The sequence below is a fragment of the Fodinicurvata sediminis DSM 21159 genome (assembly GCF_000420625.1).
GTDB lineage: Bacteria > Pseudomonadota > Alphaproteobacteria > Kiloniellales > DSM-21159 > Fodinicurvata > Fodinicurvata sediminis.
Map to the genome: position 1 here is coordinate 299025 of NZ_ATVH01000013.1, position 12743 is coordinate 311767.

The following is a 12743-nucleotide window of genomic DNA, read 5'->3' on the forward strand; positions in this document are numbered from 1 at the left end:
CCGGAGTCCATGCCCATCCCTGTTCACACGGCGGGTGTCAGCCCTGCAACAGACTGGGGTCGAGTTCACCGGTAAAGGCCGTGGCGACGGGCCCGGTCATCCAGACATGGCCATCGTCCTCGCGCCATTCCAGGGTCAGAGTCCCACCCGGCTGGTCCACACGTGCCTGCCGCCCGACAAGGCCACGCCGCGCCGCTGCCACCATGGCTGCACAGCCACCACTGCCGCTGGCCAACGTCAGGCCGGCGCCGCGCTCCCAGATACGCTGACGCAGGTGATCCGGTCCGGCCAGCGAGACAATCTGCACATTGGTGCGCTTCGGGAACAGCGGATCATGCTCGATCTCGGGCCCAAGCTGCTCCAGGTCGATGGCATCCACGTCCTCGACGAAAAAGACCACGTGCGGGTTGCCCATGGACAGCGCCACGGGATCCACCAGCGGGCCACAGTCGAAATCCAGATGCAGCGTATCGGTCTTTTCGGAGAGCGGCACTTCATCCCATTCGAGATAGGCCAGCCCCATATCCACACTGACCGTACCATCCTGGCCCAGGCGCGCCGGCAGCAGACCGCCGAGGGTCCGAATCACCGCTTCGCGACGCCCGGTTTCGGCGAACAGCAGAAAGGCGACACAGCGCGTGGCGTTGCCGCAGGCCTCGGCCTCGCTGCCGTCGGCGTTGAGGATACGCATGAAGAGGTCGGCGTCCTCGCCGGTCCGCTCCATGACGATCACCTGATCACAGCCCACACCGCGCCGGCGATCGGCGATGCGCGCCGCCTGCTCGGAAGTGAAGAACAAGCCCGTCTTTCGGGCATCCACGATCACGAAATCGTTGCCCAGGCCATGCATCTTGCGAAAGGGAATGCGTGCGCTCATGGCCTTCTTATAGGCCCCTGGCCGCTTCGCGTCCATGACAGGCCAGGCAGCGTGCGGTCAAAGGCGCGGGAAGCCATCACCCGGAGTGCGACCAATCCCAGTAGAGTTCCCGGGCTGTCTTGTAGAGAGGACCCGGCTGCAGTTCACGGTCCTCGATGCGGGTCACCGGCATGACCTTGCCGTAGTTCCCGGTGCTGAAGACCTCGTCGGCCTCCAGGAAGTCGCGGTAGGTCAGGCGGGTCTCCTCCACCGGCACATCGGCCTCCTCGAACAGCTTGATCACCCGCTGGCGCGTGATGCCGTTCAGGAAGGTGCCGTTGGGCACGGGCGTGCGGGCCACACCATCCTTGCCCAGCCAGAGATTCGCGGTCGCCAACTCCGCGACGTTGCCCAACGCGTCCAGCATCACTGCATTGCCGAAACCGCGCGCCTTGGCCTCGCGCAGGGCGCGCCCCGCATGGGGATAGAGACAGCTGGCCTTGGCGTGCGTGGGTGCGGTTTCCGGCGTCGGCCGGCGGAAGGGCGAGAGCGTGATGGCCGCACCCTTGGGCTCTGGCATCGGGGCTTCATGGATTGTCAGGCAGAAGCGCGTGGTTTCGGGATCCGGATCGACGAATCCTTCCTCGGCCCAGTAGGCCGGCCGAATATAGAGTTCGTCTTGCGCATCGAAATGCTTCAGGCCTTCGTGGCAGAGTTCCAGCAATTCCTCCGCGCTGTGGAAAGGCGCCAGTCCGATGTTGCGCGCAGAGTCGATGACCCGTGCACAGTGCAGGTCCAGATCAGGGGCAATCCCTTCATAGGCACGCGCCCCGTCGAAGACCATGGAGCCCAGCCAGAAGCTATGACTCATGGGCCGCATCAGCGGCGGGTTCCCCTCGATCCATTCGCCTTCATGGAAATTCCAGACCTTCACGTGGCGTCCTCCCGACAGACTGACAGCTGTTCCAGGTCGTCAGCCTACTCAATCGCACTGCAGGCGGCAAACACCATCACAGGCTGTTCGGCAACGCGCCGAAATCTGCTTGCCCAGGACTCGCGCTCTGGCATTGCCACGCACAATCGCTACTCTGCACTCCAGATGCACCAGAGATTCGCAGGAGATCATGACGCAGACCCGTTTTATCTACCATGTCTGTCCCCAGGCCGACTGGGATACTGCACTCCAGCAAGGCCGCTATCAGGGGTCCGAAGATGATCGGCGCGACGGCTTCATCCATTTCTCCACCGCGGATCAGCTGCGCGAGAGTGTGGCCAAGCATCGCGCCGGCCAGGAGGGACTGGTCTTGCTGCAGGTCGAGAGCGCGGCCCTGGGTGACGCCATGGCGTGGGAGCCCTCGCGCGGCGGCGCCCTCTTTCCCCACCTCTACGGCCCGCTTCTCCCCCAGGCCGTGAAACGCAGCTGGCCCTTGCCGCTGGGTGCGGACGGACAGCATGTCTTCCCGGATTTGGATGTGGACGAAGAGGCCTGAGCCCATGGCTTTCGACACTTTCGCCTTGGCCCGTCCGCTGCTCCACGCACTGGACCCCGAGCGGGCCCATCGCCTGACCCTGCGCGCACTTGGCAGCGGCTTGGTCCGCAGCGTTCCCCCAGTGGTTGACCCCCGCCTGGGCATCGACCTCTGGGGCAGGCATTTCGACTCTCCGCTGGGTCTTGCTGCCGGATTCGACAAGGATGCCGAGGTCATGGGTCCCGCGCTGTCCCTGGGATTTGGCTTCGTCGAGGTGGGCAGCCTGACTCCGCGTCCACAGGCCGGAAATCCACGCCCGCGGCTGTTCCGCCTGAGCGAGGACCGGGCCGTCATCAACCGCATGGGCTTCAACAACGCCGGCATCGAGGCCGCCGCCACCCGCATCCGCCACTGGCGCGAGAGTGGCGCTCGGGGCTTGCTGGGCATCAACCTTGGCAAGAACAAGGACAGTGCCGAGGCGGCCACCGACTATGCCCAGGGTGCGGCCCAGCTGGGCCCGCTGGCCGACTACCTGGTCGTCAACGTTTCTTCACCCAACACGCCGGGCCTGCGCGCCCTGCAGGGCCGCGGCGAGTTGGAGAAACTGATCGCCGCCGTACAGGAGTCACTGCCCACACCGGCACCGCCACTGGTGCTCAAGATCGCGCCCGACCTGACGCCGGAGGACCGCGCCGACATTGCCGCCGTGGCGCTGCAGGCGCCGCTGCAGGGCCTGATCATCGGCAACACCACGATCACCCGGCCGGACGGGCTGAAAAGCCGCCATCGCGACGAGGCCGGAGGATTGAGCGGACGTCCCTTGATGGCACCCTCAACGGAACTGCTGGGCGAATTCTATCGTCTGAGCGAAGGCAGGATCCCCTTGATTGGCACCGGCGGGATCACAAGTGCCGAGGACGCCTACCGCAAGATCCGCGCCGGCGCCTCCTTGATCCAGCTCTACACTGCGCTGGTTTTCCAGGGGCCCGCGCTGGTCCAGTCGATCAATCAAGGCCTGGCCGCTTGCCTGGAGCGCGATGGCTACAGTCAGCTTGCGCAGGCCGTTGGGGCCGATTCAGACTAAGGCTTCGCCTTTAAAGAATCTCTAGCGCCTTTTCCGGCGGGCGGGCCACCACGGCCTTCTCGCCCTTCAGGACGATGGGACGTTCGATCAGGATGGGATTGTCCACCATCGCCTGGATCAGGGCCGCGTCTTCCAGCCCGCGATTGTCCAGGTCCAGTTCCTTGTAGGGCGCTTCCTTGCGGCGCATCAACTCGCGCGGCGCCAGCTCCAGGCGCTCGAGCAGACCCTTCAGGGTTTCGGCATCCGGTGGTGTTCGCAGGTACTCGACGATACGCGGCTCCACACCCTGCTCACGCAGGAGGGCCAACGCCTGCCTGGATTTGCTGCATCGGGGATTGTGATAGATGGTGACCGCCACCGGACAACTCCTCTTCCCAGACCATCCCCCTTCCGGGTCATCCGGAACAGGCGGAGGATACCTGCAAACGTGGTAGCTTTCCGTTAACCTTATTTCAAGAGGAAGCGGAGCAGTCTGTCGCAATGATACTGAATATCGTGGCCTTCCTGTCCTATCTTCTGCTTGCCCTGGGCGTGGGGCTGGCAAGCCATAGCCTGTGGCCGGCGCTCGGGCTCGGAGGCGCCATCCTGCTGGCCTGCACGATCTTCCTTGCCGGCGCCCTGATCCACGAAGGAGTCGACCGCCGGCGCAGCCAGACCGAAAGCCGGCGCCAGATCATGCTGCTAAAGCAGAGCGCGCGTCATACCGAGGAAGAGCTTCGTTGGGCCAGACGCGAGATGCGCAGTCTGCTGAGCGCGCTGGAAGACAGCGGGATCGGCCGCAGTTCCGCCAGTCAGCAGGCCGCCCTGGACGAGGTGATGACCGAAGTGCGGATGCTGCGATCGCTGGTCGAGGACCTGTCTGGAGAAACGGGCAATGCGGGGAGCCGACAGGTGCTGACCCGCACGGAGACCGAAGACGACATGCCCCTTGATGCGGAGGAGGTCCTGCCCCTCGTGCGCGAGGCATTGAGTCACGACCGCGTCGATGTGGTCCTGCAGCCCATTGTCAGCCTGCCCCAGCGCAAGCGCCGCTTCTACGAATGCTTCACGCGCCTCAGGGACGGTGAGGGCAATGTTCTGCTGCCCGAAGTTTACCTCTCGGTGGCACGCCAGGCGGGCCTGGTGGCCGCCATAGACAACATGCTGCTGTTCCGCTGCATCCAGCTGGTGCGCGGCATCCAGCGCCGCCATGCCTCGGTGGACTTCTTCTGCAATCTGTCGGTCTCGACCCTGCATGACGAGGACTTCTTTGCCGACTTCGTGGACTATCTGGGCTCACATCGCGAACTGGCCGCCAATCTGGTCTTCGAGTTCCCCCAGGAAGATCTGGACCAGCACGGACCACGCATCCGCGAACTTCTGGAACAGCTCCATGATCTGGGCTGCCGCTTCTCCCTGGATCGCATCCGGGACCTCTACCTGGACCTCGACGACCTGGCCGCCCGTCACATCGCCTTCGTTAAGATCGAGGCCGATGTCCTGCAAAGCCTGGCCCAGGCACGCGGATCCCATGCCGTTGTGGGGTTGATTACTGAACTTTCGGAAAGCGATATCGACCTGATCGTGGAGAAGATCGAGGACGAGAAATTGCTGAAGGAGTTGCTGGATTACGGCATCGACTTTGGCCAGGGTTACCTGTTCGGAGAACCACGTTTCGCCCGGCCTGCTGCCTGAACCAACGCAAGGCGTGGCTGTCTGCGCTTGATGGTTTCCTTCCAGCCGACCTTGTGGCAGAAGACAGCCCATGAAGACAGACACACAAACCTCCCCTCCCGCCCTTGAAGGTTTTGCACCCCTGGCCGAGCGTTATGACGGCTTCATCTGTGACCTCTGGGGCGTTCTCCACGACGGCGTCACCGCCTTTCCGCATGCCTTGAACTGCCTTGAAGAACTCAAGGCCCTGGGCAAGAAGATCGTCATCCTGTCCAACGCGCCACGACGCGCCGCCGAGGTCGAGGGGCGCATGAACGAGATGGGCATACGCCCCGATCTCTATCAGGGTGTCATGTCCTCGGGGGAAGAGACCTGGCGCCACCTGAAGACGCGGCCCGACTCCTTTTACCAGTCGCTGGGTCAGGCCTGCTTCCATCTGGGGCCGGATCGCGACCAGGGCATGCGCCAGGACCTGGACTATCGCTTCGTGGAAGCCATTCCCGAGGCCGATTTTGTGCTGAACACCGGCGCCCACATGTCCGAGGACACGCTGGACAACTACCGCCACGAACTGGAAGAGGCGGTCAGCCACAAACTGCCCATGATCTGTGCCAATCCAGACCTGGAGGTTATCCGCGGCGGCAAGCGCGAGATCTGTGCCGGCCTTCTGGCCGAAGCCTACGAGGAAATGGGCGGTCGGGTGCGCTACCATGGCAAACCGCATGTGGAGATTTACGACAGCTGTTTCGCACTGCTCGAGGGCATCGATCGCAGCCGCATTGCCGCCGTGGGCGATTCCCTGCGCACCGACATTGCGGGGGCACAGGCCGCCGGGGTGGATGGACTCTTCGTGGTTGGCGGCATCCATGCCGAAGCCCTGGGCATCGAGGAAGGTCAGTTGCCCTCGGCAGACGCCCTGAATGGACTTTACAGCGATCGTGGCATCACACCGGCAGCGGCCCTTCCCGTCTTCCGCTGGTAGCGATAACCAGCCCGTCGCAGCTGCCAGCCTGCGGGAAATGGACAGCCGGGTTCGCGAATGGTTATATGCGCAGGGTAGCGGAGCCACTCCGCCGCCAGCGCCCAAACCACAAGCAGGCAGGAGCCCATGGCCAATTTTTCCAAGCCGTCACGTGAAGACTGGGAAGCCCTGGCCGCCAAGGAACTGAAGGATCGCGATCCCGAAAGCCTGAACTGGCAGACGCCCGAAGGAATCACGGTCAAGCCACTCTACACGGCGGAAGACCTGGAAGCGCTCGAACTTGAGCCCGGCTTGCCCGGTTTCGCCCCCTTCCTGCGCGGGCCGCGCGCCACCATGTACGCCGGCCGCCCCTGGACCCTGCGTCAGTACGCCGGCTTCTCCACCGCCGAGGCCTCCAATGCCTTCTACAAGGACAACCTGAAAGCCGGGCAGAAGGGCCTGTCCGTGGCCTTCGATCTGGCCACCCACCGCGGCTACGACTCCGACCATCCGCGGGTGCGCGGCGACGTGGGCAAGGCCGGCGTGGCCATCGACTCTGTGGAGGACATGAAGATCCTCTTCGACGGCATCCCCCTGGACGAGATGACAGTCTCCATGACCATGAACGGCGCCGTTCTGCCGGTCATGGCCAATTTCATCGTCGCCGCCGAGGAACAGGGCGTACCGCCGGAGAAGCTGGGCGGGACCATCCAGAACGACATCCTGAAGGAGTTCATGGTCCGCAACACCTATATCTATCCGCCCGAGCCCTCCATGCGGATCGTCGCCGACATCATCGCCTACACGGCCGAGAAGATGCCGCGCTTCAACTCGGTGTCCATTTCCGGCTATCATATGCAGGAAGCCGGCGCGACGGCGGTCCAGGAGCTGGCCTTCACCATCGCCGACGGACTGGAGTACGTACGCGCCGCCCAGGCGCGCGGGCTACAGGTAGATTCCTTCGCCCCGCGCCTGTCCTTCTTCTTCGCCATTGGCATGAACTTCTTCATGGAGGTCGCCAAGCTGCGCGCGGCACGCTACCTCTGGGCGGACTACATGCGCGATCTCTTCGCGGCCGAGGATCCGCGTTCGCTGATGCTGCGCACCCACTGCCAGACGTCGGGTGTGTCGCTGACCGAGCAGGATGCCTACAACAACGTGGTGCGCACCACCATCGAAGCGCTTGCGGCGGCCCTGGGGGGCACGCAGTCCCTGCACACCAACGCCCTCGACGAAGCCGTTGGCCTACCTACGCCCTTCTCGGCCCGCATTGCCCGCAACACCCAGCTGATCCTGCAGGAGGAAACGGGCATTACAAATGTCGTCGACCCGCTGGGCGGCAGCTATTACGTGGAAAGTCTGACGGCTTCCCTGGTCGAGCAGGCCCGCGAGCTGATCACCGAGGTCGAGGATCTGGGTGGCATGACCCGGGCCGTGGAAAGCGGCATGCCCAAGCAACGCATCGAGGAAGCCGCGGCCCGCCGACAAGCGCGTATCGACCGGGGCGAGGAGAGCATCATCGGGGTCAACCGCTATCGCTCTGATGCGGCCGAGGAAATCGACATCCTGGACATCGACAACAGCCAGGTGCTGAAATCCCAGACGGCGCGGCTGGAGAAACTGCGGGCCGAACGCGACGAATCGGCCTGCCTCAAGGCCCTGGAAGCCCTGAGTGCGGGCGCCGAGGAGGGCGAGGCCAATCTGCTGGAACTGTCGATCGATGCGGCGCGCGCCCGTGCCACTGTGGGGGAGATTTCCGATGCGCTTGAAAAGGTCTTCACGAGGCACCGCGCCGTGACCCGCTCGATTGCCGGTGTCTATGGCTCTGCCTACGAAGGCGACGCGGGCTTCCGTCACATCCAGCAGGAGGTGGAAGGCTTTGCCGAACGCTACGGGCGGCGCCCGCGCATGCTGGTGGTCAAGATGGGGCAGGACGGGCACGATCGCGGCGCCCGCGTGATTGCCACGGCCTTTGCCGATATTGGATTCGACGTGGATGTGGGCCCGCTGTTCCAGACACCCGAGGAAGCGGCGCGCCAGGCCATCGAGAACGACGTGCACGTGGTCGGAATCTCAAGCCAGGCGGCCGGCCACAAGACGCTGGTGCCCGGCCTGATGGAAGCGCTCAAAGCCGAGGAGGCAGAAGACGTGCTTGTGGTCTGCGGCGGCGTGATCCCGCCGCAAGATTATGACTTCCTGCGCAATCAGGGGGTTTCGGCCATCTACGGCCCCGGCACCAATATCCCCGAGGCGGCCCACGAAATCATGCGTCTGCTCGAAACACAGGCAAGCCATGCCGCAGAATGATGGACAAACGACAGAAAAGCAGGGGGGATTAACCGTGCAGGCGCAGCAGGCAAGCGCTTCGTCCGAATCGAAAGGTCAGACCTCAGGCACCACGTCCGGCAAGACCGCGGATTCCCATAAGACAGGCGCCCCAAAACCGGAACCGGGTCACGAGACAAAACCCGACCCCCTGTCCGAACGCCGGGCCATGGCACCCGGACTCCTGCTGTTCGGCATCCTGATCAGCGGCGTCTGGATTGCCGGGGTCCTGTGGTACCTGGACAGCCAGCTTGGCTGGGCTGTCCTGGAATCCCTGCTGCCTCACGAACTGGCTCTGATTGCATCGGGGACGCTCCTGCCCCTGCTCTTCCTCTGGCTGCTGCTGTTCTTCATCGCTGTCAGCCTGCGCCTGCAGGCACAGAATGCCGTTCTCGGAAATCACCTGAAGGAATTGCTGGCCCCCGCCGACGCACAGAACAAGCGGGCCCGCGAGCTGGCCGACAGCCTCGAGAAACAGAAGAACATGGTGTCCCAGGCCGGCGAAGCCCTGTCGGAGCGGCTGGAAAAACAACAGACGGCCCTGGAAAAACGCACACAGTCACTGGAAAGCCTGAGCCAGGCGCTGGACACTTCGTTGGGGCAACGCGCCGAACAGATATCCTCGGCCACCCAGACGCTCAATTCCGAGCTGGACCGTTCGCGCAGCACCACCGAAGAGCAGGTGGCCGCGCTGGAACGCGCAGCCAGTCGCGCGCGCTTTGCTGCCAAGGACGTGGCCGAGGCCCTGGGTGAACCCGTCTCGCGCCTGGCCCATGCCGCCGAGGTCGCCGTGGAGGGCAGTGCCCAGGCCAGTTCTGTCATGGGACGCTATGCCGGCGAACTGCAGGAGACCTGTACGCAGATTCGCGAAGCAACCGAACAGGTACGCTCTGCCCTGGAACAGGACGTCAGTTCCATTCGCAGCAGCACCCGCGAGCTGGCCGAGGAAAGCCGTTCTTTCGGCGAAAGCGTACGCGATCAGGTGTCCCAGCTGGGCGCAGCCTTCGATCATGGTGTCAACCAGGCCGACTACCTGAAGGCCACGCTGGGCAACCAGCTTGAAGATCTGCAGGCGCTCTCCACCGAAATCGACAGCCGTACGCGTAACCTGACCGAGCAGATACAGCCGATCGTCGCTGAACTGCACTCGGCCTTCGACGAAACTGCCGCCGAGGCCCGCCGTCTGGGCAGCAGCTTCCAGCAGCAGTCGGCCATGCTTTCGGACACCGCGGAACAGGCCGCTGGCCGGCTGCGCGGCGCGGTGGAATCGGCGCGTAGTGATCTGGAAGCCAGTGGCCAGGCTACCTCGCAGAGCTTTGCCGACATGACAGGGCATGTGGTGCGCCGCCTGCAGGAGGCCGGGGACGCCGTGCGTCCACATGTTCAGTCGCTGATCGCCGCCTCGGACCGGGCCTTCGAACGCGCCGAACAGGCGGGCGGCACCTTCAAGACGCGAGCCGAGGAGTTGCGCGCGGCCACCGACGGTGCCGTGGCCGAAATCGAACGCAGCAGCGAGTCCCTGCGCGGCCTGGCCGAGGAGCTGACCCACAGCTCGCAGGAAGCCCAGACAGCCGGCAAGGATACGCTCGGCAGCCTACAGGAACAGAACGAGGCCCTGAACGCGTCCTCCACCGCCGCCCAACGCTCGGCCGGCAACCTGAGCGGGGCTGTGCGCGAGGAACTGCGCCGCCTGGCCGGCCTGGTCACCGAACTGGAGAAACTCTCCACGGCCACGCGCGGGCTGATGTCCGATCAGGAGAAGAACCTGCGTGAGGCCAGCCGCGAAGCCGTCAAGACATCGGAAAGCGTCAAGGGTGAACTGGACAGCCAGACACAGTCGCTGAGCCGGCAGAGCGAACAGATCCTGGAGCGTTTGCGCCAGGTCGGCGAAACCCTGAACGAGCGCGCGGCCGCCCTTATGGATTCCACGGACAAGGCACTGGCGCGCGCCAGCGAGGTGGGCCGCAGCTTCGACAGCCAGAGCGAAAGCTTTTCGCGCACCGTGCAACAGACAGCGCGTCAGCTGAAGGAGGTTAGCGACCTTTGCGTACAGCAGGCCGAAGAGTTGCGCCAGGCCTCGGATGAAGCCGGCCAGACGTCGGTCCGCCTGAAGCAGAGCGACCTGGAAACACGTCGCGATCTGTTCCTGCGCAGTGCCACCGTGATGCTGCAGGACCTGCAGTCGAATTCCGTCGAACTGGCAAAGTTCCTCGAGGAGGACGTGCCCGACGACCTATGGAAACGTTGGCGCAAGGGCGAGAAGAACGTTTTCCTGCGCCGCCTGCTCAAGCGCCGCCAGGATGGCTATGCACAGCAGGCCATCACTCAGCGTTACGAGAACGACGAGAACTTCCGCGAGCAGGCCAACCGCTACATGACCCAGTTCGAAGCCCTGGTGAATCAGGCTGCCGATTGCGATCCGGAAAACATCCTGACCGCCACCTTCATGACCGCCGACGTCGGCAAGGTCTACCTTCTGCTGGCCCGCTCCACGGGGCGCCCCGGCCTTGCGCAGGAGTAACAAGGAGCCCGAGCTCAAGCTGGATACGGGCACTCAACGGTCGCATTGGAAAACCTTGTACGACCTGCTGCCCGAGCTCTGGCCTCCGGATCGCCCGGACCTGAAGCGACGCGTCGTTGCCGCCATGATCTTCCTGGTGGCCGCCAAGCTTGCCACGGTGGGCGTGCCCCTGATCTACAAGGCTGCCGTCGACAACCTGACGGCGTTTGCCGAGTCGAGCGGGGCGGTTTCAGGCGAATTGCTGTTGCCGGTCTGGCTGATCCTGGCCTATGGGGCAGCGCGCATCATTTCGCTGTCGTTCCAGGAGTTGCGCGATGCGCTTTTCGCCCGCGTCGGCCAGCGCGCAGTGCGCCGGGCGGGACTGCGCACCTTCCGCTACCTGCATGCCCTGTCCCTGCGCTTTCACCTGGACCGTCAGACCGGAGGCCTCTCGCGGGTCATCGAGCGCGGCACCAAGGCCATCGACACGCTTCTGTCACTGGCCCTCTTTTCCATCGTACCCACGGTCATCGAACTGACCCTCACCGCCGGCATCCTCTGGTGGCTCTACGGCTTCGAGATCGCCGCGGTCACCTTCCTGACCGTGCTGCTCTACATCGTCTACACCTACCGCATCACGGAATGGCGCCTGAAGCTGCGCCGGCGCATGAACGAAAGCGATCAGCAGGCCAACACGCGCGCCATCGACAGTCTGCTCAACTACGAGACGGTCAAGTACTTCAACAACGAGGAGCGCGAGGCCGCGCGCCTGGACGAGGGCCTGCGCATCTATGAAGGGGCGGCCACCCAGTCGAAGACCAGCCTCTCCCTGCTCAACATCGGTCAGGCCGCCATCATCTCCATCGGCGCCACGAGCCTGATGGTCATGGCTGCCTTCCGGGTCTCGGCAGGTACCATGACCATCGGTGACTTCGTGGCGGTCAACACCTACATGATGCAGCTGGCGCAACCGCTCAATTTCTTCGGCTTCGTCTATCGCGAGATCAAGCAGTCGCTTGTGGACATGGAAACCATGTTTTCGCTGCTGCGCGTGCCGGCCGAGGTGACCGACCGTGCCGAAGCCCCGGCACTGAAGGTGGAAAGGGGGTGGGTCACCTTCGAGGAGGTGCGCTTCTATTACCAGCCTGAGCGCGAAATCCTGAAAGGCGTGAGTTTCGAGATCCCCCCTGGACGCAAGCTGGCGGTCGTGGGGGCCAGCGGGGCCGGCAAATCCACGCTCTCGCGCCTGCTATTCCGTTTCTACGATGTCACCGGTGGCGCCATCAGGATCGACGGACAGGATATCCGAGAGGTCAGCCAGGATTCCCTGCGCGCGGCCATCGGGATCGTTCCTCAGGACACCGTGCTGTTCAACGACACACTTGGCTACAACATAGCCTACGGCCGCCCGGACTGCAGCCGTGCCGATGTCGAGCACGCCGCGGCCATCGCCCAGCTCGACCGCTTCGTCGCCAGCCTGCCCGAAGGCTACGACACCCAGGTTGGCGAGCGCGGCCTGAAGCTTTCCGGCGGCGAGAAGCAGCGTGTGGCCATCGCCCGAATGGTCCTGAAGGAGCCCGCGATCCTGATCTTCGACGAGGCCACCTCGGCGCTCGACAGCCAGACGGAGCAGGAAATCCTGAAAAGCCTGAACGAAGTAAGCCGGGCGCGCACGACGCTTGTCATTGCCCACCGCCTGTCCACCGTCGTTGATGCCGACGAGATCGTGGTTCTGGAAGCCGGGCGTGTCGCGGAGCGCGGCAACCATAGCGACCTGCTGGCCCGCGACGGGCTTTACGCCGCCATGTGGCGGCGGCAGCAGGAAAAAGGAGATCGGCAGGAGCCTGGAGAAATGCAAATCTAAAAATGAATTCGGAATTCAGAAATAACAGCCT

At 64.1% G+C, this 12743-nt stretch carries 10 protein-coding genes; 7 read left to right on the forward strand and 3 right to left on the reverse strand.

Annotation, left to right across the window (positions count from 1 at the left end; all coding sequences use genetic code 11):
• Positions 1-37: 37 nt before the first annotated feature.
• Positions 38-877 carry a diaminopimelate epimerase gene (gene dapF / locus G502_RS0106465; protein WP_026989154.1) on the reverse strand — a complete coding sequence of 280 codons (840 nt, stop codon included), beginning with the start codon at positions 875-877 and terminating at the stop codon, positions 38-40.
• A 76-nt stretch (positions 878-953) separates the two neighbouring features.
• Positions 954-1790 carry a branched-chain amino acid aminotransferase gene (locus tag G502_RS0106470; protein WP_026989155.1) on the reverse strand — a complete coding sequence of 279 codons (837 nt, stop codon included), beginning with the start codon at positions 1788-1790 and terminating at the stop codon, positions 954-956.
• A 190-nt stretch (positions 1791-1980) separates the two neighbouring features.
• Here G502_RS0106470 and G502_RS0106475 point away from each other — a divergent pair, with 190 nt between their 5' ends.
• Positions 1981-2346, forward strand: a complete 366-nt coding sequence (locus G502_RS0106475; RefSeq protein WP_022727847.1) for a DUF952 domain-containing protein — start codon at positions 1981-1983, stop codon at positions 2344-2346.
• A gap of 4 nt (positions 2347-2350) precedes the next feature.
• The gene (locus G502_RS0106480) at positions 2351-3409 is read left to right on the forward strand and encodes a quinone-dependent dihydroorotate dehydrogenase (protein ID WP_022727848.1); all 1059 of its coding nucleotides are present in this window, start codon (positions 2351-2353) and stop codon (positions 3407-3409) included.
• Positions 3410-3419: 10 nt separating this feature from the next.
• Here the strand turns inward: G502_RS0106480 and arsC are convergent, their stop codons facing one another.
• A complete protein-coding gene (arsC, locus tag G502_RS0106485; RefSeq protein ID WP_022727849.1) occupies positions 3420-3767 on the reverse strand; it encodes an arsenate reductase (glutaredoxin) in 348 nt (115 codons plus the stop codon).
• Between the two features lie 122 nt (positions 3768-3889).
• Between arsC and G502_RS19000 the strand changes: the two genes are divergently transcribed.
• The 5 genes from G502_RS19000 to G502_RS19005 all read left to right on the forward strand — a co-directional run bounded on the left by G502_RS19000 (position 3890) and on the right by G502_RS19005 (position 12712).
• A complete protein-coding gene (locus tag G502_RS19000) occupies positions 3890-5083 on the forward strand; it encodes an EAL domain-containing protein (RefSeq protein WP_022727850.1) in 1194 nt (397 codons plus the stop codon).
• A 70-nt stretch (positions 5084-5153) separates the two neighbouring features.
• On the forward strand, positions 5154-6044 hold the full coding sequence (locus G502_RS0106495; protein ID WP_022727851.1) for a TIGR01459 family HAD-type hydrolase: 891 nt from the start codon (positions 5154-5156) through the stop codon (positions 6042-6044).
• A 126-nt stretch (positions 6045-6170) separates the two neighbouring features.
• On the forward strand, positions 6171-8330 hold the full coding sequence (scpA, locus tag G502_RS0106500) for a methylmalonyl-CoA mutase (protein WP_022727852.1): 2160 nt from the start codon (positions 6171-6173) through the stop codon (positions 8328-8330).
• Positions 8317-10869, forward strand: coding sequence for a coiled-coil domain-containing protein (locus G502_RS0106505; RefSeq protein ID WP_022727853.1), 2553 nt, complete (start codon positions 8317-8319; stop codon positions 10867-10869). Before scpA ends, G502_RS0106505 begins: the two co-directional genes overlap by 14 nt.
• A gap of 55 nt (positions 10870-10924) precedes the next feature.
• Entirely contained in the window at positions 10925-12712 is a 1788-nt protein-coding gene (locus G502_RS19005) for an ABCB family ABC transporter ATP-binding protein/permease (protein ID WP_022727854.1), read from the forward strand.
• Positions 12713-12743: the final 31 nt, after the last annotated feature.